This is a genomic window from Streptomyces sp. NPDC088915 (genome assembly GCF_044749825.1).
Classification (GTDB): domain Bacteria; phylum Actinomycetota; class Actinomycetes; order Streptomycetales; family Streptomycetaceae; genus Streptomyces.
Map to the genome: position 1 here is coordinate 199,214 of NZ_JBIVIR010000015.1, position 23,208 is coordinate 222,421.

Annotated in this window: 24 protein-coding genes; 17 read left to right on the forward strand and 7 right to left on the reverse strand. The window is 74.5% G+C overall.

The genetic code is table 11. The annotated features are described in order from the left end of the window. Positions 1-42 precede the first annotated feature (42 nt). Entirely contained in the window at positions 43-438 is a 396-nt protein-coding gene (locus ACIP5O_RS26265; protein ID WP_401297247.1) for a VOC family protein, read from the forward strand. 19 nt (positions 439-457) lie between these two features. Here the strand turns inward: ACIP5O_RS26265 and ACIP5O_RS26270 are convergent, their stop codons facing one another. Then, complete coding sequence (locus tag ACIP5O_RS26270; protein WP_401297248.1) at positions 458-1,207, reverse strand: ZIP family metal transporter; 750 nt, start codon at positions 1,205-1,207, stop codon at positions 458-460. A 194-nt stretch (positions 1,208-1,401) separates the two neighbouring features. On the opposite strand from ACIP5O_RS26270, the gene mscL reads away from it, so the two are divergent. The 3 genes from mscL (at position 1,402) to ACIP5O_RS26285 (ending at position 3,383) form a co-directional block, all read left to right on the forward strand. Beyond that, positions 1,402-1,845 (forward strand): large conductance mechanosensitive channel protein MscL, encoded by a 444-nt coding sequence (mscL, locus tag ACIP5O_RS26275; RefSeq protein WP_401297250.1) that lies wholly within the window; start codon positions 1,402-1,404, stop codon positions 1,843-1,845. Positions 1,846-1,918: 73 nt separating this feature from the next. After that, entirely contained in the window at positions 1,919-2,536 is a 618-nt protein-coding gene (locus tag ACIP5O_RS26280) for a dihydrofolate reductase family protein (protein WP_401297251.1), read from the forward strand. A gap of 4 nt (positions 2,537-2,540) precedes the next feature. After that, positions 2,541-3,383, forward strand: a complete 843-nt coding sequence (locus ACIP5O_RS26285) for an alpha/beta fold hydrolase (protein ID WP_401297253.1) — start codon at positions 2,541-2,543, stop codon at positions 3,381-3,383. A 21-nt stretch (positions 3,384-3,404) separates the two neighbouring features. Here ACIP5O_RS26285 and ACIP5O_RS26290 read toward each other — a convergent pair whose 3' ends face one another. The 3 genes from ACIP5O_RS26290 to ACIP5O_RS26300 all read right to left on the reverse strand — a co-directional run bounded on the left by ACIP5O_RS26290 (position 3,405) and on the right by ACIP5O_RS26300 (position 6,565). After that, on the reverse strand, positions 3,405-4,133 hold the full coding sequence (locus tag ACIP5O_RS26290) for a hypothetical protein (protein WP_401297255.1): 729 nt from the start codon (positions 4,131-4,133) through the stop codon (positions 3,405-3,407). Positions 4,134-4,370: 237 nt separating this feature from the next. Further along, positions 4,371-5,930, reverse strand: a complete 1,560-nt coding sequence (locus ACIP5O_RS26295) for a glycerol-3-phosphate dehydrogenase/oxidase (RefSeq protein WP_401297257.1) — start codon at positions 5,928-5,930, stop codon at positions 4,371-4,373. After that, a complete protein-coding gene (locus ACIP5O_RS26300) occupies positions 5,927-6,565 on the reverse strand; it encodes a TetR/AcrR family transcriptional regulator (protein ID WP_125666928.1) in 639 nt (212 codons plus the stop codon). The genes ACIP5O_RS26295 and ACIP5O_RS26300 overlap by 4 nt, the downstream gene beginning before the upstream one ends. A gap of 74 nt (positions 6,566-6,639) precedes the next feature. On the opposite strand from ACIP5O_RS26300, the gene ACIP5O_RS26305 reads away from it, so the two are divergent. The 5 genes from ACIP5O_RS26305 to ACIP5O_RS26325 all read left to right on the forward strand — a co-directional run bounded on the left by ACIP5O_RS26305 (position 6,640) and on the right by ACIP5O_RS26325 (position 11,216). Continuing rightward, on the forward strand, positions 6,640-8,235 hold the full coding sequence (locus ACIP5O_RS26305) for an FAD-binding oxidoreductase (protein ID WP_401297259.1): 1,596 nt from the start codon (positions 6,640-6,642) through the stop codon (positions 8,233-8,235). Positions 8,236-8,383: 148 nt separating this feature from the next. Further along, positions 8,384-9,265, forward strand: a complete 882-nt coding sequence (locus ACIP5O_RS26310) for a diacylglycerol/lipid kinase family protein (protein WP_401297261.1) — start codon at positions 8,384-8,386, stop codon at positions 9,263-9,265. A gap of 153 nt (positions 9,266-9,418) precedes the next feature. Then, positions 9,419-9,991 (forward strand): antibiotic biosynthesis monooxygenase, encoded by a 573-nt coding sequence (locus tag ACIP5O_RS26315; protein ID WP_356540106.1) that lies wholly within the window; start codon positions 9,419-9,421, stop codon positions 9,989-9,991. Between the two features lie 285 nt (positions 9,992-10,276). Continuing rightward, complete coding sequence (locus ACIP5O_RS26320; protein WP_401297263.1) at positions 10,277-10,909, forward strand: RNA polymerase sigma factor; 633 nt, start codon at positions 10,277-10,279, stop codon at positions 10,907-10,909. Then, positions 10,899-11,216, forward strand: coding sequence for a hypothetical protein (locus tag ACIP5O_RS26325; protein ID WP_401297265.1), 318 nt, complete (start codon positions 10,899-10,901; stop codon positions 11,214-11,216). The genes ACIP5O_RS26320 and ACIP5O_RS26325 overlap by 11 nt, the downstream gene beginning before the upstream one ends. Positions 11,217-11,278: 62 nt before the next feature. Here the strand turns inward: ACIP5O_RS26325 and ACIP5O_RS26330 are convergent, their stop codons facing one another. Then, positions 11,279-12,262, reverse strand: coding sequence for a LuxR family transcriptional regulator (locus ACIP5O_RS26330; RefSeq protein WP_401297267.1), 984 nt, complete (start codon positions 12,260-12,262; stop codon positions 11,279-11,281). Between the two features lie 233 nt (positions 12,263-12,495). On the opposite strand from ACIP5O_RS26330, the gene ACIP5O_RS26335 reads away from it, so the two are divergent. Further along, positions 12,496-13,422 (forward strand): aldo/keto reductase, encoded by a 927-nt coding sequence (locus ACIP5O_RS26335; protein WP_401297269.1) that lies wholly within the window; start codon positions 12,496-12,498, stop codon positions 13,420-13,422. 3 nt (positions 13,423-13,425) lie between these two features. On the opposite strand, the gene ACIP5O_RS26340 is transcribed toward ACIP5O_RS26335, so the two are convergent. After that, a complete protein-coding gene (locus ACIP5O_RS26340; protein WP_401297271.1) occupies positions 13,426-14,481 on the reverse strand; it encodes an endonuclease/exonuclease/phosphatase family protein in 1,056 nt (351 codons plus the stop codon). A gap of 150 nt (positions 14,482-14,631) precedes the next feature. Here ACIP5O_RS26340 and ACIP5O_RS26345 point away from each other — a divergent pair, with 150 nt between their 5' ends. The 7 genes from ACIP5O_RS26345 to ACIP5O_RS26375 are packed head-to-tail and all read left to right on the forward strand — an operon-like array spanning position 14,632 to position 22,406. Further along, on the forward strand, positions 14,632-15,672 hold the full coding sequence (locus ACIP5O_RS26345; protein WP_401297273.1) for a glycosyltransferase family 2 protein: 1,041 nt from the start codon (positions 14,632-14,634) through the stop codon (positions 15,670-15,672). Next, positions 15,669-16,709 carry a lysylphosphatidylglycerol synthase domain-containing protein gene (locus tag ACIP5O_RS26350; protein ID WP_401297275.1) on the forward strand — a complete coding sequence of 347 codons (1,041 nt, stop codon included), beginning with the start codon at positions 15,669-15,671 and terminating at the stop codon, positions 16,707-16,709. Before ACIP5O_RS26345 ends, ACIP5O_RS26350 begins: the two co-directional genes overlap by 4 nt. Continuing rightward, the gene (locus ACIP5O_RS26355; RefSeq protein ID WP_401297277.1) at positions 16,696-18,096 is read left to right on the forward strand and encodes an aspartate aminotransferase family protein; all 1,401 of its coding nucleotides are present in this window, start codon (positions 16,696-16,698) and stop codon (positions 18,094-18,096) included. The genes ACIP5O_RS26350 and ACIP5O_RS26355 overlap by 14 nt, the downstream gene beginning before the upstream one ends. Beyond that, positions 18,090-19,112 carry an NAD-dependent epimerase/dehydratase family protein gene (locus ACIP5O_RS26360; RefSeq protein WP_356540119.1) on the forward strand — a complete coding sequence of 341 codons (1,023 nt, stop codon included), beginning with the start codon at positions 18,090-18,092 and terminating at the stop codon, positions 19,110-19,112. The genes ACIP5O_RS26355 and ACIP5O_RS26360 overlap by 7 nt, the downstream gene beginning before the upstream one ends. Positions 19,113-19,123: 11 nt before the next feature. Continuing rightward, the gene (locus ACIP5O_RS26365) at positions 19,124-20,131 is read left to right on the forward strand and encodes a UbiA prenyltransferase family protein (protein ID WP_401297279.1); all 1,008 of its coding nucleotides are present in this window, start codon (positions 19,124-19,126) and stop codon (positions 20,129-20,131) included. A gap of 59 nt (positions 20,132-20,190) precedes the next feature. Continuing rightward, on the forward strand, positions 20,191-21,201 hold the full coding sequence (locus tag ACIP5O_RS26370; protein ID WP_401297281.1) for a glycosyltransferase family 2 protein: 1,011 nt from the start codon (positions 20,191-20,193) through the stop codon (positions 21,199-21,201). Continuing rightward, positions 21,198-22,406 (forward strand): endonuclease/exonuclease/phosphatase family protein, encoded by a 1,209-nt coding sequence (locus tag ACIP5O_RS26375; protein ID WP_401297283.1) that lies wholly within the window; start codon positions 21,198-21,200, stop codon positions 22,404-22,406. The genes ACIP5O_RS26370 and ACIP5O_RS26375 overlap by 4 nt, the downstream gene beginning before the upstream one ends. A 30-nt stretch (positions 22,407-22,436) precedes the next feature. Here ACIP5O_RS26375 and ACIP5O_RS26380 read toward each other — a convergent pair whose 3' ends face one another. Then, positions 22,437-23,195 (reverse strand): BTAD domain-containing putative transcriptional regulator, encoded by a 759-nt coding sequence (locus ACIP5O_RS26380; RefSeq protein WP_401297285.1) that lies wholly within the window; start codon positions 23,193-23,195, stop codon positions 22,437-22,439. Positions 23,196-23,208 lie beyond the last annotated feature (13 nt).

Sequence of the window (23,208 nt, forward strand, 5' to 3'; positions counted from 1 at the left end):
ACCGTTGCCGAACAACCGGAAACGACCTGGGGGAGCGAGCACATGACCATTCTGAAGACCTACGCGCGCCTGTGGGCGGACGACCTCGACCGCGCCCTGCCGCTCCTGGAGCAGCTCACGGGCGAGCGGCCCCACCTGCGGCTGACGTTCCACGAGGTCACCCTCGGGGCCATCGGCGACTTCCTGGTCATCGCGGGACCGGCCGGGGAACGCGCGAAGTACGAGCACGCCTCCGCCACCGTCGTCGTCGACGACCTCGACGCCCTCCAGGAGACCTTGAGGGCCGCCGGCGCCACCCTCACCACTCCCGCGACCGACGGCCCGACCGGGCGGTTCCTCTACGCCCGCCACGCGGACGGAGCGGGCGTCGAGTACGTCGAATGGGACGCGGAACTGCTCCGCGGGCTCACCCGCGCGTCGGAACTCCCGGCGGAGTGACCCCCACCCCGACTCCGTCCTAGAGGTGGGCCAGGGCGAACGCCGACAAGAAGCCGACCACGGTGACCAGGCCCGTCATCAGGTGCACCCTGCTGTACGCCTCGGGGATCATCGTGTCCGCGATCATCGCCAGGATCGCCCCGCCCGCCACCGCCGTGATCGTCGCCATCACCGCCGCGGACGCGCCGCCCAGCAGGGCGTACCCGGCCAGCGCCGCCAGACCGCTGACCACCGCGATGCCTCCCCACAGGGCGAACACGTAGCCGCGACCGCGCCCGGCCGCGCGCATCCCGGCGGCGCTCGCGAGCCCCTCGGGCAGGTTGCTGATGAAGACCGCCCCCACCGTGGCCACTCCCAGGTGCCCGCCTCCCAGCAGGCTGGTGCCGATGACGACGGATTCCGGGACCCCGTCCAGCAGCGCCCCCAGGGCTATGGCGTTGCCCGACCCCGGCGCCTCGTCCTCGGAGGGCTGCTGCTCCCCGGAGCGCTTCCGGTGCCGCGCGCCGCGCCGTGCCAGGAGGGCATTGGCCCCCGAGTACACGACGGCACCGCCGACGGCACCGGTGACCACGGGCACCATGCCGGAGCGTTCGTACGCCTCGGCGATGAGCTCGAACGACACCGCGGCCATCAGGACGCCGCTGCCGAAGGCCATGACCAGGGCGATCAGCCGGGGCGGAACCCGTACCAGCGTGCCGACGGCCGCCCCCACCAGCAGGGCCGCCCCCGCGAACAGGCCCCATCCGCCCGCAACCAACGCTCCCGCCACAACCGGCCCCTCTCACCATCGTCGACAGACGCGCCCCTCCTACCCGCCGAACAAACAACAGAACAACGAACCTCCATGCGGTTCCGGTCGGCACCCGGCAGGTATGGGCGGGACGCGTCCGGGCATCCGGGGAAGGAACCGGCCGCATTCCCGGGCCGGCCCATCGACGTCGAAGAACCCCGAGGAGCAAGAAGGTGAAAGGATTCCGCAGCTTCATCCTGCGCGGAAACGTGGTCGACCTGGCCGTGGGCATCGTCATCGGGGCAGCGTTCACCGCCGTCGTCAACGGTTTCGTGAGCGCCTTCCTGACGCCCCTGGTCGGGCTGGCCGCCGGCGCCACCGGCGACATGAACCACAAGACCTTCGCCGTGGGCGCCACCCAGTTCCCCTACGGCGCCTTCATCACCGCGGTGATCAGCTTCCTGCTTCTCGCCAGCGCCCTGTACTTCCTCGTGGTGCTGCCGATCAACAAGCTGCACGAGCGCCTCGCGCCGCACCAGGACGTCCAGGCGCCCAAGCGCGACTGCCCCGAATGCCTCAGCCCCGTCCCGGCCCGGGCCCGCCGCTGCGCGTCGTGCACCGCCCCCCTGCCCGCCGTACCCGTCCAGCCGGGGGACAGGACCCAGCGCGTCGAGTGAGCGGGGTCGCGCCGCCGCGACGTCCTCCACGGGCGAGCGATGAGTTCCGGGGACGGATCCGGTCCATCCTGACATGACTCGCATCATCGCCGACATCTCGGTCTCCCTCGACGGCTTCGTCACGGGCCCCGACCCCGGTCCGGACAACGGGCTGGGCACCGGAGGCGAGGCGCTGCACACCTGGGCGTTCTCCGACGACCCCGAGGACCGCCGCCTCCTGCGGGAGGGGACCGCCCGCTCGGGCGCCGTCGTCCTCGGGCGCCGTCTCTTCGACCTGGTCGACGGACCCGGCGGGTGGGACGACGAGGTCGGCTACGGCGCCGGCGAGGTCGGCAGGCCCGCGTTCGTCGTCGTGACGGGCTCGGTGCCGGAGTCGGTACGGCTCGCCGACCTCGACTGGACGTTCGTCACCACCGGTCTGCCCGACGCCGTCGCCGCCGCACGCGCGCGTGCCGGGGCGGCGTCGGCACGCACCGGCGTGGACCTCGATGTCGTCCTCATGGGCGGCGGCGCCACGATCGGCTCGGCACTCGAAGCCGGGCTCGTCGACGTCCTGACGCTGCACCTCGCGCCCGTCGTGCTGGGCGCCGGAACCCCGCTGTTCACCGGGGGAGCGCCGTACGCGCTCGTACGGACCGGCGTGCTCCCGACGTCGACCGCGACGCACCTGACCTACGACGTCCGGAGGTGATCCGATGACCACGGTCCACGCCAACGGGATCGCCCTGGGCGTCGAGTCGTTCGGTGACGACGCCGCGCCGCTCGTCCTGCTCGCGGGCGGGACGACGATGCTCTCCTGGCCCGACGCACTGTGCGAGCGCCTCGCCGCCGGCGGCCGGCGCGCGGTGCGCTACGACCTGCGCGACAGCGGGGAGTCGACGACGACGGACCCGGGGGCACCCGCCTACACCCTGCGGGACCTCGCCGCCGACGCGGCGGCCCTCGTCGACGCGCTCGGCGGGGGACCCGCGCACCTCGCGGGCATCGGCGTCGGCGGGACGGTCGCCCAGGTGGCCGCGCTCGACCGTCCGGGCGCCTTCTCGGCGCTCACCCTGGTCGGCACCCGCGCGGTCGCCCCCGGCCCGCCCGACGACGACCTCCCCGACCACGACCGGGCCGCGATGACCCGGCTGTTCGCGCTCCCGATGCCCGACTGGGCCGACCGCGAGGCGGTCGCGGAGTTCGCCGCCGCCGGCGCGGGGATCCTCGGCGACGATCCCGCCGCCGCGCGCGCGGTCGCCGCGCGCGTCTGGGACCGCACGCCCGGCACCGCGCCCCCGGTCCAGATGGCCAACCAGATGGGCATGGTGTTCTCCGCGCTCGACTGCGCGCCCCGCTGGCGCGAGCGCCTGCCCGGGATCGAGGTCCCCACGCTCGTCGTCCACGGCCGCCACGACCGGTTCTTCCCCCTCGGCAACGGCGAGGCGCTCGCACGCGAGATCCCCGGGGCACGGCTCCTCGTCCTGGAGGAGGCCGCCACCGCGATCCCCGACGCGGCGGTCGAGGAGGTCGCTGCGGCGATGCTCGCCCTCGGGTAGGGGATCCGCTCGCGGCGCGGGTCAGCCGACCTTCTCCCCGGGCGCCGTCGGATGCGCTTCCAGTTCCGGAGCGGCCAGCAGGTCGGCGACGAGTTCCCGTGACCCGCCGATGTAGGTGCTGACCAGGTCCACGTCACCGCCCAGGCACCAGGCACGGTCCTGCGGCCACCACAGGTCGGGCAGTTGGGCGAACGCGTCCAGGGACACCGGCGAGGCGGCCTCGGCCAGCGTCCCGGTGAGCAGCACTTCGTCCCGTCCGGGCGTCTCGAAGGAGGGGAACCGGTCGAAGTCCCACCGCCCGTAGCCGTTCCACAGACCGAACCAGCACTGTTCGGGGGTCCGGGTGTGCCGGGCCAGGACGGGGATCAGGGCCCGGGCGACGTCCGGCGGAGTCGGGCCTTCCTCCGGATGCTCGTCCCAGACGCCGGGCAGGCCGTACTCGGAGGCGTTGTGGTAGGAGGGGTCCGCCCCGATCAGCTCGTGCCAGTCCGTGCCCGGGGTCATCTCGCGCCCGTGGGCGGCGGCCACCGCCGCCCAGCGCACCGGCCGCTCGTCCAGGGAAGCCGGGTGCAGGATCCGGGCGTAGGCGGCGAATCCGGGCGCGGCGACGCTCGCCACCGTCCCGAGGCCGCCGTCCCCCGGGGCACGCTCGGTGAGCCAACGGGCCGGGCCGAGATCGACGGTCTCCACGCGCAGGCGTCCGTACCACTCCGGGGCGAGATCCCGGTCCACCGGTCGATAGTCGTCCATCCCGCACAGTCTGCCCGACCCGACCCGACCCGACCCGACCCGACCCGACCCGACCCGACCCGGCCCGGCCCGGCCCGGCCCGGCCCGACCCGATCCGTCCCGAGACCCGATCTCGCTTGCCTCGCCCTGGCCCGGCCCGACCCGATCCGTCCCGAGACCCGATCTCGCTTGCCTCGCCCTGGCCCGGCCCGGCCTGACCCGGCCGGTCGGGAGCGGCGCGTGCGTTCCGGCGTGGCCTCAGACCGCCTCCGCCAGTATCCCGGCGGCCTCGGCCTCCGCCACGGCCCGGTCCTCGGCCACGAGCCCGATGCGGGTCCGGCGGTCGAGGAGGTCGGAGGTGTCCAGGGCGCCCTCGTGGCGGACCGCCCACACCAGTTCGGCGCGCGTGACGGGGTGTCCGGGTACGACGGGGAGCGCGAGCTCCGGTCGTTCGAGGCCGAGCTCGTGCACGGCGACGGCTTCGGTTCCGTAGCGGCGTACGAGGTGCGACGGGGCGTCGAGACCGGCCAGGGTCCGCGGCGCGGCCGCGCCCACGAGGGGCACCGAAGCGGTGCGGCAGGGACCGGCGTCCAGGGCGCGGGCGGTCACGGCGGCGTCCAGGGCGTCCTGCGCCATCCGCCGGTAGGTCGTCAGCTTGCCGCCGACCACGGTCACGACGCCGTCGGGGGAGTGGAGGACCGCGTGCTTGCGCGAGATGTCGGCGGTGCGGCCCTCTTCGCCGCGCGTGTCCAGGAGGGGGCGCAGACCCGCGAAGGCCCCGACGACGTCCCCGCGCCGGAGGGTGACGTCGAGGGCGGAGCCGAGGACGTCGAGGAGGAAGCCGATGTCGGTCTCGGGCACGTCCGGGACGTCCGGGACCTCGCCGTCGACGGGTTCGTCGGTGAGCCCGACGTACACCCGGCCGTCGCCCTGGGGGAGGACCAGGACGAAGCGGTTGGTCTCGCCCGGGATCGGGATGTGCAGCCCCGTGGCGAGCCCGCCGAGGTCCCGGTCGCGCAGGACCAGGTGGGTGCCGCGGGAGGGGCGCAGCCGGACGTCGCCGACGAGGCCGCCCGCCCACACCCCGGCCGCGTTGACGACCGCGCGGGCGCGGATGCGCAGCTCCTCGCCGGTCGTCTCGTCGCGGACCCGCGCGCCGCCGCCGTCGAGTGCGAGCGCGCGGGTGCGGGTGAGGATCCGCGCGCCGTGCGCCGCCGCGGTGCGGGCGATCGCGGTGACCAGGCGCGCGTCGTCGGTGAGCCGGCCGTCCCAGGAGAGCAGGCCGCCGCGCAGTCCGGTGGACCGCAGGACGGGGGCGAGGTGGCGCGTCTCGACGGCGGACAGGGTGCGCGGCGCGGGCAGCGTGCGGCGCGACGTGCGGGCGGAGACCCGGAGCGCGTCACCGGCGAGGAAGCCGGCCCGCGCCAGCGCGGCCTGGCCGCGGCCGACGAGCGGGGTGAGGGGGAGGACGAACGGCTGGGCGCGGACCAGGTGGGGCGCCGTCCGCTCCATCAGGATCCCGCGTTCGACGGCGCTCTCGTGGGCCACGTCGAGCTGCCCGGTGGCGAGGTAGCGCAGTCCGCCGTGGATCAGCTTCGAGCTCCACCGCGACGTTCCGAACGCGAGGTCGTGGGCGTCGATCGCGGCCACCCGCAGTCCGCGCGTGGCCGCGTCCAGCGCGACGCCGGCACCGGTCGCGCCGAGTCCCACGACGAGGACGTCGACCTCCTCGCCGCCGGCGAGCCGGGCGAGCTCGCGCGTGCGGCGCCCGGCGTTCAGCGAGGAGGCGGTCGGGAAGGGGCTGCCCGTGGGGGTCATGGGGTGAGGGTCCTCTCCAGCAGGGTGCGCAGCTCGCCCAGGAAGGCGGCTTCGCTCAGGTCGGGATCGGTCTCGTCGGCCATGGTGCGCAGCGAGAGCGTGAACGACTGCACGACGAGCAGCAGGGACCGGGCCTGGAGGTCCACCGGTGCCCGGCGCACGGACCCGTCCTCGTGGCCCGCGCCGATCGCGGTGACGAGGAGCTCCAGGAAGGCCTCCTGGCTGGCCCCCCTGCGGTCGAGGACGTACGGCAGGAGCAGCTCGGGATCCACGTCGAGGATCTTGTGGAAGAGCGGGTGGGACCTGAGCGCCGTGGCGGCCGCGACGAGCCCGTCCACGAGCCGCGTCCGGACGGGCCGGCCGTCCGCACCGGCCGGCATCGCCCCGGCGGCGGCCGCGATCCACTCACGGGTCATCAGGTCGCCGACCAGGCTGCGGACGTCGGGCCACCGGCGGTACAGCGTCATCCGGGACACGCCCGCGCGCCGGGCGACGTCGGTCAGCGTCGTCCGGCGTACGCCGACGGCGAGCACGCAGTCGCGTGCCGCGTCCAGGAGGAGGTCGGTGTCCGAGCGGTTGCGATCGGACCGGTCCGGTTCCGTCCGGTCGGAATGGTTGTGACGAATGGGCGTCATCTGTCACAGTGTAATGCCAGTGCGGCCCGAACGGCAGCACCGACCGTGGAACAGACCGAGAGGAACGCCTCGAAGTGGACATGTTGTGGAGCGGCTGGGGAGACCCGGCCAAGGCGGCCCCCCTGCCCGACACGGTCATCGGTCTGCTGCGCGACCTGCTCGGCGTCACCCCGCGCTCGAGCGGACCGGCGACCCTCGACGCCGTCGACGTACCGCCCTCGTCCCTGACCGGCGAGGCGCGCGCCGCGCTCGCCGGGGCGCTCGCCGCCGAGGACGCCCTGCGCGAAGACGCCGAGAGTCGCGTCCGGCACACCCGGGGCAAGTCCACCCCCGACCTGCTGCGCATCCGCGCGGGCGAGGTCGCCGACGTACCGGCCGCCGTCGTCCTCCCGGGCAGCCACGACGAAGTGGTGGCCGTCCTGCGCGCCTGCGCCGAACACGGCCTGTCGGCCGTACCGTTCGGCGGCGGCACCTCCGTCGTCGGCGGCCTGGCGCCCGAGACGAAGCGGCCGTTCGTCGCCCTCGACCTGCGCCGCCTCGACCGGCTGGTGGCGATCGACGAGGTCTCCCGCACCGCCACCCTCGAACCCGGACTGCGCGGCCCGCGGGTCGAGGCGCTCCTGAACGACAAGGGCTGGACCCTCGGCCACTTCCCGCAGTCCTTCGAGTGGGCGTCCGTCGGCGGCTTCGCCGCCGCCCGCTCCAGCGGCCAGGCATCGGCCGGGTACGGCCGCTTCGACGAGATGGTCCTCGCGCTCACCCTCGCCACCCCCGAGGGCACCCTCGACACGGGACGCGCGCCCCGCTCGGCCGCCGGCCCCGACCTGCGCCAGCTGGTCCTCGGCTCCGAAGGCGCCCTCGGCGTCATCACGGCCGTGACCGTGCGCATCCGTCCGCTGCCCCGCCGCCGCGTCTACGAGGGCTGGCGCTTCTCCTCCTTCGAGGCGGGCACCGCGGCCCTCCGCCGCCTCGCCCAGGACGGCCCGCGCCCCACGGTGCTGCGGCTCTCCGACGAGACGGAGACCTTCGTCGGGCTCGCGCAGCCGGACGCGATCGGCGCCTCCGACACCCCGCCGAGCGGGGGCTGCGTGGCCATCGCCGGGTACGAGGGGACCGAGATCGACACCGCGACCCGCCGCGCCGCCGCCCGCGAGGTCCTGCTCGACGCCGGCGGCGAGTACATCGGCGAGGAACCCGGCGACCGGTGGGCACACGGCCGCTACAACGCGCCGTACCTGCGCGACGCGCTGCTCGACGCCGGCGCCTTCGCCGAGACCCTGGAGACCGCGGCGTTCTGGTCCGCGCTGCCCCGGTTGTACGCCGACGTGCGCGAGGCGCTGACGACGGCCCTGACCGGGGCCGGCACCCCGCCGCTGGTCATGTGCCACGTCTCCCACGTCTACGAGAACGGCGCCTCGCTGTACTTCACCGTCGTCTCGGCGCAGGGCGAGGACCCGGTCGCCCACTGGGAGCCCGCGAAGCGCGCCGCGAACGACGCGATCCTCGCGGCGGGCGGCACGATCAGCCACCACCACGGCGTCGGCACGGACCACCGCGACTGGTACGTCCGGGAGATCGGCCCCCTCGGCGTCCGCCTCCTCCAGGCCGTCAAGGCCGAGGTCGACCCGTCCGGCGTCCTCAACCCCGGCGTCCTCGTCCCCGTCCGCTGAACCCGAGCCCCCGCCGGTCCGCGGATCCCACCCCCCTCCGCGGGCCGACGGGCCGGCCGCCTGCCCCGACGGGCCACCGAATTCCAGCCGTCACCGCTCCCCACCCCCCCACCCGCCGATCCCTCTCTCCCGTCCGGAGGCCCGACCCATGCGACAGTTCACCGCCGTCGTCAACCCCACCGCAGGCGGTTCCAGCGGCGTGGCGGCCCTGCTCCCCCTGGCCCGGTCGCTGCGGCAGGAGGGCGCACGGCTCGACACCGTGTACAGCCGGAGCCTGGAGCACGCGCGCGAACTCGCCCACCGGGCGGGCGGGCGAGGAGACGTCGTGCTCGCGGTCGGCGGTGACGGGATGGCCGGCTGCGTCGGCGGCGCGCTCAGCGGGACGGACACGCTCTTCGGCCTGGTCCCCGCCGGGAGGGGCAACGACTTCGCCCGTGCGCTCGGCCTGCCCGCCGACGCCCCGGCCCTCGCACGGCTACTGCTCGACGGCGAGCCGCGCCCGGTGGACACGATCGAGGTGGAGTCCGCCGCGCACGCGCGGACCTCCGTCCTGGGCAGCGTGTACGCGGGCATCGACGCGATCGCCAACCGCCACGCGAACGCGTCGCGCCTCCTGCGGGGAGCGGCGTCGTACTACGCGGGCGGCCTGCGGGCCGTCCTCGCGTGGAAGCCCGCGGCCTACCGCGTCACCGTCGACGGGGTCGTGCACGAGCGCACCGGCTACACGGTCGTGGCCGCGAACTCCGGCTTCTACGGCTTCGGCAGGAACATCGCTCCCGACGCCAGGCTCGACGACGGCCTCCTGGACGTCGTCGTCATCGCCGACACCTCGAAGCGCCACTTCTTCGCGGTGATGAACGAGCTGAAGACCGGCGCGCACGTGCGACGCCCCCAGGTGGAGATCCTGCGCGGGAAGGAGATCCGCATCGAGGCGGACCGGCCGCTTCCCTACGGCGCGGACGGCGAGGTCGACTCGGTCCTGCCGGTGACGGTCCGGGTGCAGCCGAAGGCCCTCCGGGTCCTGGCCTGACCCGCCCGGCGGCGCACCGGGAGCGCTCGCGGACGCCCCGGTCGCGCGGCCCGGCCCGGTCACGACCGGTGGCGTCCCCGGCCCGGACGCCGACGTCCGCCCCGTGCGGCGCGTACAGTACGGGTGGCGCGGCGAGATCACGAGGAGTCCGTCTTGACCGCGGCCAGTCTTGAACACGCCACCGTCCCCGCCGACACCGGCGAGGTCACCCTCCTGATAGCCCGCCGGGTCGACCCCGGTCACGAAGCGGCCTTCGAGCGGTGGGCGAAGGGCATCCTCGACACCGCGGCCGCCTTCCCCGGCCACCTCGGGTACGGGTTCTTCCGTTCCTCCGGCGGCGACGCCCCCTGGTTCCTCGTCCACCGCTTCCGGGACGCCGGGGCGTGCCGGACCTGGCAGGAGTCGCCCGAGCGCGCGGCCTGGTTCGCGGACTGCGACGGGCACCACCACACCGAGATCGCCCGGCGGGAACTCACCGGCATGGAGACCTGGTTCGCCGAGCCGGGCTCCACCCGGCCCGCGCCGCCCCGGTGGAAGATGGCGGTGAGCGCGACCCTCGCCGTCTACCCGATCTCCGTCCTCGGCAGCCTCTTCCTCCTGCCGCACCTGACCGCGCTCCCCCTCCTCCTCGGCAACGCCGTCTCGGCCTGCGTCTTCAACGTGCTCATGACGTACGTGGCGATGCCGGCCGTCAGCAGGCTCCTGCGCGACTGGCTCACCCCGTAGGCGCCGCCCGCGCCCTCGGCACCCGGGCCCGCCGCGCCGCCCGCGCCCTCGGCGCCCGGGCCCGCCGCGCCGGGACGGCCGGGACCATCGGGCGCGGGCGCGTACGTGTCCTGGCAGGAGGTGAATCCTTTCGTGCCCGCCCCGGCTCTTATGCGTGTGCGGACGACCCCGTCCGCCCCGCGACCCCTCAGGAGGACCCCATGACCACCGTCGTCATCGCCGCGGCCGCCGCGCTGCTGCTGTGCGCGTGCACCGTCACGGTGCTGCGCCGCCGGAGGCGCCGGCGTGGCTGATCACACCTGGCCCGGCGAGGCCCTGGTCGCCGCGGCGCAGCGCGGCGACACGGAGGCGCTCACCGATCTGGTGCACGGTTCGTATCCCCACGTGCACCGGTTCGCCCGCACGCTGTGCGCCACCCCGCAGGACGCCGAGGACGCCGCTCAGGAAGCTCTGATCATCCTCTACCGCAAGGTCGGCATGCTGCGGGCCTCCGGGGCGCTGGCGTCGTGGATGTTCCGGATCGTCCGCAACGAGTGCCTGCGCCGCACCCGCGTCGTGCTCTCCCACGGCCCGGCCGCCCCGGGCCGCGGCCCGGGGCGGCGCCGTGGCGGCCCGGGTCACCACGAACCGGCGGACGGGGACCACGCGTCCGTCGCCACCGCGCGGTCCGCCGAGGAGGACGTCCTGCTGCGCCTGGAGGCCGAGCGCGTCGCCGCCGCGGTCGCCGCCCTGCCCGCCGACCAGAGGCGGGTGCTGGTCATGCGGGACGTCCAGGGCCTGCCCGGTCGCACCGTCGCGAGCCGCCTCGGCCTGAGCACCGCCGCGATGAAGTCCCGTCTGCACCGGGCCCGTACGGCGGTGCGCGAGGCGCTGCGCGAGGAGCCGGCGCGGACGGAAGGAGAAGGCGATGACACCTGACCCCACCACGACGGGCACCGCCCCGCCCGGTGCTCCCGCCAATGACGGCGCACGGGGGCGCAGCGGCTTCGCCGGCTCCACCGTCCCGCGCCATCTGGCCCGCGGTGCGATCGGGTTCGGGGCGCTCGTCGGATCACTGGTCCTGCTGCCGGCCGTCGGTCCCGCGAGCCTCCTGCTCGTCCCGGTCGGTCTGGTCGCCCTGCGCGGCTGCCCGATGTGCTGGACGATCGGCCTCGTGGAGGCCGTCTCGGCCGGGCGGCTGCGCCGTTCCTGCACCGGGGGGAGCTGCGCCCTGCGACGCACCTGACGGTGGTCACCGCGCGGACGCGCCCGCGCGGTGACCACCGGTCCGGCCGGGTCCCCGTCCGGTCAGAGCCAGCCCTCCTTCACCGCGCGGACGCCCGCCTCGAAGCGGCTGCGGGCGCCGAGCCGGGACATCAGCTCCGAGCTCATCCGGCGGACCGTGCGCAGCGAGACGCCGAGCCGGCGGGCGGCGATGTCGTCCGTGCAGCCGATGCCGAGGAGCATGACGAGTTCGCGCTCCTGGGGGGAGAGGTCGTGGGCGTCGCGCCGGGGCGCCTCGCCGAAGGGGGTGCCGGACTCCCAGAGGCGTTCGAAGAGGACGGTGAGGGCGTGGACCAGGCCGGGGCTGCGCACTTCGAGGGCGCCGGCGCGACCGTCGAGCGGGTCGACGGGGACGAGGGCGGCCTCCCGGTCGACGACGACCATGAGGAGCGGGACCACGGGCACGGTCCGCGCCTCGCCGCCGAGTTCGCAGTACCAGCGGACGTAGTCGACGGTGGGCTGGTCGTTGCGGAAGCTCTCCTGGTAGATGGAGCGGATCTTGACGCCGCGCTCCAGGGCGAGCTGGTCGAGGGGCTGGCTGGCGTCCATGGTGTCGGGCAGCTGGGCCCCGCCCACCAGGAGGGAGAGGCACTCCTCGCGGGCCCCCACGGCGAGCGCTTCGAGCCGCCGGCGCACGGCGTCCAGGCCCACCACCCGCTCCACGACGTCGTGGGCGGGACCGGAGCCGGGGCCGGTGGCGTACCGGGCGAGGATGTCGGCCACCGCCCGCTCGGCCTGCTCGACGTCCCGGCGGCGGCGGTTCAACTCGGCTTCGGCGCGGGCGAGCAGGAAGGAGAAGCTGACCTCGGGATTGAACGGGACGGGGTCGCCGGAAGCGTCCTCCATGGCGACGAGACGGGCCTCGGTGAGCCGGCCGAGGGCTTCGCGGACCCGCTCCTGCGGCCAGTCGAGGCGGGCGGCCAGCTCGGCCACGCCCTCCTCGGGATGGTCGAGCATGAGTCTGTAGACGGTCTCCGCCGACCGCTGAATTCCCAGCGCCTCCAACAAGGCGTATCCCCCCGGTAAGGCCATGTGTCCGTAGCGCGTGCGCGGTGATCATATGCCGCTACTCGGCCGTAGGTCTGGACCAATCAAGATGTGGACGAAGTTCGTCAGGTCGACGGGAGAGGGATCAAGAAAGCGCTGCGGGAGGGGAGTTCGTGCTCCAGGATGGAGGCGGGTTGGTCTAGTCCAACCCGCTCGCCGTCTTCCACCGCTCCATCGAAAAGGACCACACCCCCATGGCGATCCCGCAGCGCACCGTCGTCCTCGGTGCCCTCCCCTTCGGCACCGGCGTCGACGAGGCCACCTCCTTCGCGATCCTCGACCGCTTCACCGAGCTCGGCGGCACCGTCGTCGACACCGCCAACAACTACGCGTACTGGCTCGACGGCGCCACCGGCGACGAGTCCGAGGTCACCGTCGGCCGCTGGCTCGCCGCCCGCGGCAACCGCGACTCCGTCGTCCTGTCCACCAAGTGCGGCGCCCGCCCCCGCCCCGGCACGGACGAGTGGGAGGGCCTCTCCGAGAAGGTCGTCAAGACCGCCCTCGACGACAGCCTCGCCCGCCTCGGCACCGACCGCGTCGACGTCTTCTGGGCCCACGTCGAGGACCGCGCCGTTCCGCTGGAGGAGACCGTCGGCGCCCTCGCCGACCTCGTCGACGACGGCAAGGCCGGTGAACTCGGCGCCAGCAACCACGCCGCCTGGCGCGTCGAGCGCGCCCGCGCCCTGGCCGGCGAGCGCCCCCGCTACACCCACCTGCAGAACCGCCACTCCTACCTGCTGCCCCGCTTCGACAAGGCCCTGCCCTCCACGGCGCACGTCCACGTCACCCGCGAGCACCTCGACTACGCCCGCTCCGAGCAGCTGCCCGTCTGGGCCTACAGCTCCCTGCTCTCCGGCGGCTACACCCGGCCCGAGATCGGCATCCCCGACGCGTACGACCACCCCGGCACCCCGCCCCGGCTCGCCGCGCTCGACGAGACCGCCCGCGAACTCGGCGCCACCGTCAACCAGGTCGTGCTGGCCTGGCTGCTCGGCGGCGAGCAGCGGATCCTGCCGATCGTCGGCGCCAGCCGCGTCGAGCAGATCGAGGAGGTCATGGGCGCGCTGACGCTGACCCTCGACCCCGAGCAGCGCCGCCGCCTCGACGAGGCCGGCGCCTGACGGTCAGCCCCCGCCCGCCGCCGGGGCCGGAGAGACCAGCAGCTCCTGGCCCCGGTGGTCGGACAGGTCCCCGGGATCGGTCAGCGCGTACCGGTGCACGCGAAGGCCCCCGCCCGTGAACGTCCAGTCCAGCCGCCACAGCGGCAGCGGCCCGGGGCCCCAGCTCACCGGCAGCGCCGAGGAGGACGCCGTCGCCGCGTCCGCGAACGCGCCCCGCAACCCGTCGAGATCGCCCATCGCCGGGGTCGTGTTGAAGTCCCCCGAGACCAGCAGCGGATGCGGATTCGCGCGGGCGTCCGCGAGCAGCGCCGCGTAGTGGGCCTTGCGCACGGCGTCGGTGTCCCGCACCACCCGGTAGAAGCCCCGGCTCAGCGGCGACCGCTCGATGTCCAGCTGCACCGGGACGTGCACGTTGTAGAACGACACCACCCGGCCCGCCACGTCGACGTCGGTGCGCAGCACCTTGTTCCGCTCGAACCGCTCCCGCCACGGCACCGACCGGTCGTCCGTCGCCTGCCCCGGCCCGACCGGGGGAGTGGCCACCACCGGGAAGCGCGAGAGCGTCACCAGCTCGCCCCGCACCACCACCCGGTAGCCGGGGAAGGCGGCGCGCAGCGCGGCCAGCCGGTCGATCTCCGTGTGCGTCCCCTCCTCCCATGCCAGGTACTCCTGGAGCAGGTACACGTCGGCGTCCCGCGCGCGCAGGAAGCGGTGGAAGGCGGCCGGGTCGTCGGTGGTGTCCCAGTACAGGGTGTTCCAGGAGAAGACCCGCAGCGCGCCCGCCGGGGCCGGCCCCGGCCCGCCCCCCGGCACCAGGGCGCCCCAGTGCACCCCCGCCCGCCCGGCCCCGGCGAGCAGCAGCACCACCAGCGCCCCGGTCTGCCACCGGCGCCGCACCCGGTCCCCCACGGCCGCGCAGAGCGCGAGCAGCACCAGCGGCACCGCGAGGAAGGCGAGCGGGGGAACGAGGTCGGGCAGCAGCCACGGCCACCACGTCCCACTGAGGAACAGGCCCGGCAGGGCGAACAGCGCCCACCCCGCCACGGCCCACGCGAGCATGCGCGGAAAGGTCGTCCGAAGATTCACGACCGGGAACGCTAGCAGGGCCCAAGTCCTCTTTGCAGTAAGCGAGTTGACCGTCTCGAACTGCGAGAACGGGCGATACGGGAACGATACGCGTCCCATACGCCGACCCGGTGTGCTCTTCCCATGACGCAAACCGTGTCGGTCGTCATACCGGCCCACAACTCCGCACGCACCCTCGACGCCTGCCTCAGATCCGTGTACGCCCAGACCCACCCCGTCCACGAGGTCATCGTCGTCGACGACGGCTCCACCGACGCCACCGCCGAGATCGCCCGCCGCCACCCCTGCACCCTCCTCGGCGACGGCGTCAACCGGGGCGTCTCCGCCGCCCGCAACACCGGCATCGCCGCCGCGACCGGGGACGTCCTCTTCTTCCTCGACTCCGACGAGGCCCTCACCCCCGGCTCCGTAGAGGCCGCCCTGGAGATCCTCCGCGCCGACCCGGCCTGCGGCTGCGTGCACGGCGTCATCGCCCCCGAGCCGCTCGTCGACGACGGCCCCGTCGAGTGGTACAAGACCCTCCACGCCCACTGGTGGCGGGCCCGCGGCGCCGGAGTCGTCCAGACCGCCTTCTTCGCCCAGGCGGCCGTGCCCCGCGAGGTCTTCGCCCGGATCGGAGGCTTCGACGAGTCGCTGCGGGACTCCGAGGACCTGGAGCTCAGCGACCGGCTCGCCCCCCACTACCGGATCGTCCTCACCGAGCGGGTGGCCGCCCACCACGACGAGGAGCACCGGCTCGGCCCGCTCCTCGCCGAGACCTACCGGCGCGCCCTCCTCCTCGTCCCCGCCCTGCGCTCCGCGCGGGCCGGCGGCCGCTCCCACCTCACCGCCAACACCCCCGCCTCCGTCCTGGCCGCCGCCTTCCTCCTCCTCGGTTCCCCGGTCCTCGCCGTACTGCTCCCGCTCCTCGGCGCGCCCGGTGCGTGGGCCGCCCTGCCGGCCGCCGCCGGCCTGCTCGCCTTCTGCCTCGCCAACGCCGGTCTCATCGGCTTCGCCGCCCGCCGCCGGGGCGCCGCCTTCGCGCCCTTCTTCACCGCCGTCCACCTCGCCTGCCACGCGGCCCTGCTGGCCGGGGCGGCGGTGGGAGCCCTGAGGCCCCCGGCCCCGGGACGGCGCACGAAGACGCCGGCGCCGCCCGCCCCCGCGAAGGCGGGCGCCCGATGACGGACCGACTCCGCCGCTGGCTCACACCCGTCGTGGTGCTCGCCGCCCTCGTCGGCGTCCTCCTCCTCGTCCGGGACCAGGGAGCCGAGGCCGCCCGCGCCTTCGCCCGCGCCGACGCCGTCCCGCTGCTCGCCGCCTCCGTCCTCGCCAACGTCGCCGGCCTCGTCCTCGCCGTCCACGCCTGGCGGGTCCTCATCCCCGGCGACCACCCCGTCCGGGGCCTGCTCGCCGCGAAGATCTACTTCCTCGGCCAGCTCAGCAAGTACGTGCCCGGCCGCGTCTGGGGCGTCCTCACCCACATCGCCCACGGCCGCGCGGCCGGCGTGCCCGGGGCCCGGATGACCTCCGCGTACGTGCTCAGCCTCGCCCTCACCCTGCTCACCGGCGCCGCCGTCGGCCTCGCCGCCGCGCCCGCCGCCCTGCCCGGCCACTGGTACTGGCTCTGCCCCCCGGTCCTGGTCTTCCTCGCCGGAGTCGTCCGGCCCGCGATCATCACCCGGCCGGTCACCTGGCTCACCGCCCTGGCCCGCAGGCCCGTCGACCCGCCGCCGGACAGCGCCGTCCGCCGGGCCGTGCTCCTCGCGCTCGCCTCCTGGGCCGCCTCCGGACTGCACCTGTGGTTCCTGCTGCTCGCGATCGGCGCGCCCCCGTGGTCCGGCCTCGGCGCGGCGGTCGGCGGCTTCGCCCTGGCCACCGTGGTCAGCAGCCTCGCCGTGATCGTGCCCGACGGCTGGGGCGTACGGGAGCTCACCCTCACCGCGGCCCTCGCCACCGTCCTGCCCGGCGGGCTCGCCGCCGCGGCCGCCCTCGCCAGCCGCCTGGTCTGCGTCCTCGCCGAACTCGGCAGCTCGGCGGCGGTCCTGACCTGGTCCCGGGTCCGCGACGCCCGCGACGGCACGCCACCGGTCCGCACGAACGGGACCACCAGCACCACCGGAAGACCCGGCACCCCCGCCCACGAATTTGCCGGCACCCCCCACGCCCACCCGCACGCCCTCATCCTCCCGATCGGAGAGAACGCCCGTGTACACCCTTGACGAAGCCGAACGGTTCGACGTCGACCAGGTCCACGACCTCTACCGCCGCTACGTGAACAAGAGCCAGGTCTCCCTCATGACCTCCTTCGGCTTCGGCCGCGAGCTGGTCAGGAGCGCGGAGGGGGCCCACCTCACCCTCACCGACGGCCGCCGCGTCCTGGACCTCACCGGCGGCGTCGGCGTCCTCAACCACGGCCACAACCACCCCCGCATCCTCGCCGCCCGCGAGCGCTTTGCCCGCGACAAGCGCATGGAGGTGCACAAGACCTACTTCTCGCCCTATCTCGCCGCCCTCGGCCACAACCTCGCCGAGATCCTCCCCGGCGACCTGAACATGGCCTTCCTGCCCAACTCCGGCGCCGAGGCCGTCGAAGGCGCGGTCAAGCTCGCGTACAAGTTCCACAACGGCAAGCGGAACACCGTCCTGCGCGCCGACTGCGCCTTCCACGGCAAGCTCCTCGGCTCCGGAGGGCTCACCGGCCAGGCCCAGTTCGGCTTCCCCACCATCCCCGGCGTCGACACCTTCCGCTACGACGACCTCGACTCCGTCCGCCGCGCCGTCGCCGCCCACAAGGGCGACGTCTACGCCCTGCTCATCGAGCCGTTCAGCGCCTCCACCATCCAGGAGTGCTCCGAGGAGTTCCTGCGCGGCCTGCGCGAGATCTGCGACCGGGAGAAGATCGTCCTGATCTTCGACGAGATCTACACCGGCTGGGGCAAGACCGGCTCCCTCTTCCACTTCATGCGCTACCCCGGCCTGATCCCGGACGTCCTCACCACGTCCAAGTCCTTCGGCGGCGGCAAGTCCTCCATCTCCGCCTACGTCGCCCGCGAGCCGGTCTTCCGCAAGGCGTACGACAACCTCGGCGACGCCCTGATGAACTCCACCTCCACCACCTACTACGGCTTCGGCGAGGAGTGCGCCACCGCCCTCGAAGCCGTCAACATCGCGGTCGAGGACGACTACCCGGCCCGGGCCCGCGCCCTGGGCGCCGTCCTCCAGCCCGGCCTGGAGCGGCTCGCCAAGCAGTACCCCGACGAGATCGGCCGGATCGCCGGCGCCGGCGCGCTCTGGGGCGTCTTCATCGAGGGCGGGCCCAGGATCCTCGACCTGGTCGCCAAGCTCGCCCCCGGCGGCATGGCCCGCGATCCCCGCTTCAAGACCAAGCTCGTGACCTGCGCCGTCATCAACGCGCTCTACCAGGACCACGACATCTACACCTACTACACGCTCAACGGGAACAACCCGCTGATCATCGGCCCCTCCCTCGTCACCGAACCCGAGGAGGCCGAGCGCGTGATCGACGCCCTCGACGACGTCCTCTCCCGCGGCCTCACCGGCCTCGTCGCCCGTTTCATCAAGCAGAAGGTGAGCTCCCAGTGGTGATCACGATCACCGGCGCGGCCGGCATGCTCGGCTCCCGCCTCGCCGAACGGCTCCTCGCCGAGGGCCACGAGGTCCGCGGGGTCGACCTGCGCCCCGGTCCCGGCGTCGTCCTCACCGGCGACATCCGCGACCGCGCCCTGATGGACAGGGCCCTCGACGGCGCCGACGTCCTCGTCCACGCGGCCGCCGCCCTGCCCAGCTACCCCGACGAGCAGATCCGTTCGATCATCGTCGGCGGCACCCGCAACGTCTTCGCCGCCGCCGCGGCCGCCGGCACCCCCCGGGTCGTCCACATCTCCTCGACCGCCGTCTACGGCCTGCCGACCGTCGTGCCGACCCCCGAGGAGTACCCGCGCGAGCCGGTCGACACCTACAGCCGCGCCAAGGCCGCCGCCGAGGAGATCGCCGAGCGGTACCGCGCCGAGGGCATGTGCGTGCCCATCCTCCGCCCCAAGACCTTCGTCGGCCCCGGCCGCATGGGCCTCTTCTCCATGCTCTTCGAATGGGCCGAGGAGGGCCGCAACTTCCCCGTCCTCGGCAAGGGGAACGTCAGGATCCAGATGTTCGCCGTCGACGACCTCGTCGACGCCGTCACCACCGTCATCCACGCCGAGGACGACGTCGCCAACGACACCTACAACCTCGCCGCCACCGAGTTCGGCACCCTGCGCGAGGACTTCCAGGCCGTCCTCGACGCCGCCGGCCACGGCAAGCGGGTCGTCGGCCTGCCCGCCCGGCCCGCCCTCGCCCTGCTCAGCGTCCTCCAGCGGCTCAAGCTCTCCCCGGTGTACGGGCGCCTGCTGCACAAGCTGATGGACGACTCCTACGTCAGCACCGACAAGGCCAAGGCCCGCCTCGGCTTCGCCCCGCGCCTGTCCAACGCCGAGGCCGTCCTGCGCACCTACGAGTGGTGGCGGACCGCCCGGCACACCACCCCGGCCGCGGGCACGACCGGACGCACCAGCCGGGACCCGTGGAAGCAGGGCCTGCTGTCCACCGCGAAGATCTTCTTCTGAGGGGCTGTGCCATGACCCAACTCACCCACGACACGACGACGGCCACGACGACCGCGCCGCCCACGACGCCCGCGCCGGCCCCCGAGGCCGCCGCCCCTCCGGAGGCCGAGGCGCCGAAGACCGCACCCGCGCCCGCCCCCTCCCCGCCCGATCCGGAAGTCCGCGGACGACGCGCCCTCCCGGCCCCGCTCGCCCTGCTCCGCCCCGGCCAGTGGCCCAAGAACCTGCTGGTCGTCCCGCTCGCGCTGCTCGACGGCGGCTGGAGCGGGGGCGGCGCGGCCCGCGTCGCCCTGGCCCTCGGCGCCTTCGTCCTCGCCTCCTCGCTCGTCTACGTCCTCAACGACATCGCGGACGTCGAACGGGACAAGCGGCACCCCGTCAAAAGGCACCGGCCGCTCGCCTCCGGCCGGATGGGCCTCCCGGCGGCCTGGGCGACGGCCGCCGCCCTCGGCGCCCTGCTCGGCCCCGCCCTCCTCGCCCTCGGCCCCGGCGGCGCGCTCGTCGTCGGCCTCTACCTCGCCGTGAACGGCGCCTACAGCTGGAAGCTGAAGCACCTGCCGCTCGTCGACGTCTTCGTCGTCGCCACCGGCTTCGTGCTCCGCCTGCTCGGCGGCTACGAGGCCACCGGCCGGCCCGCCGAGATGTGGCTGGTCCTCACCGTCCTCGCCTTCTGCCTGGTCCTCATCCTCGGCAAACGCCGCCACGAGCTCAGCGTCTCCGGCACCGGCCACCGCCCCGCCCTCGTCGGCTACTCGGCGCACTTCCTCGACCTCGTCCTGGTCCTGTGCTCCGCCCTCGCCGTCGTCGGCTACCTGCTCTACCTGCGCACCGAGTCCGGCTTCGGCCCCTACGCCCTGCTCACCGTCGTCTGCGCGCTGCTCGCCCTCTTCCGCTACCTCCAGGTCGTGGTCGTCGACGGGGGAGGGGGCGAGCCGGTGAAGACCCTGCTGCGGGACCGCGTCATGCTCGTCAACTCGGCCGCCTGGGGACTCCTGCTCCTCCCGCACCTCGCCGCCTGATCCCCGCGGCTTCCCGCCCCGTCCGCGTCCGCACCGAACCGAACCGTCGAGGAACCCCGATGTCCGCACCCCTCGTGTCCGTCGTCGTCCCCATGTACAACGACCGCCGCACGGTCGACCTCTGCCTGCGCTCCGTCCTCACCCAGACGCACCCGAACATCGAGGTGATCGTCGTCGACGACGCCAGCACCGACGGCTGCGCCGACGCCGCCGCCGCCCATCCCGTCCAGCTCGTCCGCGTCACCGAGAACGGCGGCCCCGGCGCCTCCCGCAACGAGGGCGTCCGCCGCGCCCGCGGCGAGATCGTCTTCTTCCTGGACGCCGACCTCGCCATGCACCCGGAGGCGGTCGCCGAGGCGGTCGCCCTCTTCGAGGAACACCCCGAGTACGGGGCGGTGTTCGGCGTCCCCGACAAGGAACCGCTCTTCCCCGAGCCGCTCGTCGGGCAGTACCGCATCCTGCAGTACCACTACTGGCGCAAGAGCGCCGAGGGCGACGTCAGCGGCGGCTTCTACGCGCTCGGCGCGGTCCGCAGAGCGGCGTTCCTGGAGGCCGGCTGGTTCAACACGGCCCTGCGCCAGACCGAGGAGATCGACCACGCGGAGCGGCTCGCCGCCCGGTGGCCCATGCTCCTGACCTCGCGGATACGGGGGCGGCTCTCCGACGAGAGCCGGATGCGCCCGCTGCTGCGCAAGGCGTTCGTCCGCAGCCGGCTGCGGGTGCCGTTCTACTTCGACCGCGGCCGGGCCATGCAGGGCATGGAGACCGGCGGCCGGGCCGCCGCCTCCGCCCTCGGCGGGCTCGCCGTCGCCGCCCTGCCGTTCGCGGCCGTCCGGCCCGCCGCCGCCCTGTCGGTCTCGGCCCTGGCCCTCGCGGGCTCCGTACTGGCCGACTTCGGGCAGTACCGCTTCGTCCGAAGGGAGCGCGGCCTCGCCTTCACCGCCTTCTTCACCGGCGCCCACCTGCTGGTGAACACCGCCGTGGTCGCCGGACTGGCCACCGGCCTCGCCCAGTACGCCGCCAGCGGCCGCTTCCGCCGCATGTACCAGCCGGGGGAGGCGCTGGCATGAGCATCGCCCCCACCCCGGTCCGTACGTCCTCCGAACCGGCGGCGGCCCCGCCGGGGGCACCCGCCCCCGGCCGGGCCCGGCGGATCGCCCGCGGGCTGCGCCTCTCGTACGGGCGCGCCGTCGTGGCCGCCGCCGCGCTGTGGCTGGTCTACGCCGTGGTGCGGTGGCTGGTCAGCGGGCGCTGGCACTGGTCGCTCGTCCTCGACGTCGTGCCGCCGCTCTTCCTCCTCGGCGCCCCGCTCGTGCTGCTCGCGGCCTCCGCCGCCGCCTGCGGCCGTCGCCGGCCGGTCGCCGCCGCGCTCTCCGGCACGGCCCTCGCGCTGGCCCTCGCCACCGGCTCCGGGCTCAACTGGCCCGCGCTCTGGCGCGAGCCGGGCCCGGTGCCGGCCGGCGCCCTGCGGGTGGTCTCCCTCAACACCCAGTACTGGGCGATGGCCACCGACTCCGACCGGCTGCTCGCCCTCCTCCGGGCCCGCGACGCCGACGTGTACCTGCTCCAGGAACACGTGGGCTGGACCCCCGGCCTCGGCGAGGACGGCTACTGGAGGCTCGACGACGACGCCGCACTGCGCCGCGCCTTCCCCGGCTACCACCTCGCCCGCCGGGGCGAGCTGCTCACGGTCTCCCGCTTCCCGATCGTCGCCCAGTACCCGGTGGGACCGGGACCGGCGCTCACCTTCGGCGAGAAGCCCGACTTCGGACAGGAGTTCGCGCGGGAGAAGGTGCTCCGCACCGACCTCGAGGTCGGCGGCCGGGTGCTGAGCACGTACAACGTCCACATCACCGTGCCGCTCGCGCTCGACAACCTCAACCCCCTCTCGGACTTCGACCACGACAGTTACCTGCGGCGCAAGCACGCCTGGCGGCAGGCGGAGTTCGCCGGCCTGGAGAAGGACGTGGCCGCCAACGACCACCCGGTGCTGATCGCCGGGGACTTCAACGCCACGGCCTCCATGCGCTCGCTCGACGGGCTGCGGGACGTGGCCGAGGACGCCACCCCGGCGAACCCCGCCTTCCTGCCGCTGAGCTGGAAGTTCGCCTCCCTCGGGGAGTTCGGGGAGGACGCCCTGTTCAACCGGGACCTGCCGTTCTTCCGGATGGACTGGGCCTTCACCGGGGGCGGCACGACCGTGCACCGCTACGACTTCCTGCCCACCGACGGGATCTCGGAGCACCGGATGCAGGAGCTGCGCCTCACCCTGTGAGGGGTACGGGCCGGGGCCGGGCGCCCGGGGTCACGCCGAGAGGGACTCCGGCCGCTCGCCCAGCAGGATCGACCGCTCCAGGCCGCTGAGCCCCGGACCCGGCTCGATGCCCAGTTCGTCGACGAGCGTCAGGCGGATCCGCCGGTAGGCGGCCAGCGCCTCGGCGGTCCGCCCGGCCCGGTGCAGGGCGAGCATGAGCTGGCCGTGGAGCTGCTCCCGGAAGGGGTGGGCGGCGGTCAGCGCCATCAGCTCCCCGATGACGTCGGAGTGCCGGCCGAGCGCCAGCTCCAGACGGAGCTTCTCCTCGGTGGCCCGCATCCGGAGCTCCTCCAGGCGCAGCACGCCCGGTTCGAGTGCGGGGCCGTTCTCGCCGGCGAAGGCGGGGCCGGCCCACAGGGCGAGCGCGCTGCGCAGCTCCAGGACGGCTTCGGCCTGGCGGCCGTGCTCGGCGAGCTCGCGGGCGCGGTGGACGCGGGACTCGAAGACGGCGGAGTCGAGCTGGTCGGGGCCGATCCGCAGGCGGTAGCCGTACGACAGGGTCTCGATCACCTCGGGCGCCCCGGCCGAGGCGAAGGCGCGGCGCAGCGCGGAGACGCAGATGCGGATCTGGGTACGGGCACTGGCCGGGGAGTGCGGTCCCCAGACGGCCTCCACCAGGCTCTCGACGGAGACGGCCCAATCGGGTTCCAGGGCGAGGGCGGCCAGGACGGTCCGGGCCCGCCGGCCGCCGAGGGGCACCGGTCGGGTGTCGACGGTGGCCCGCAGCGGGCCGAGGACGTGGAGGAACACGGTGGAGTCTCCC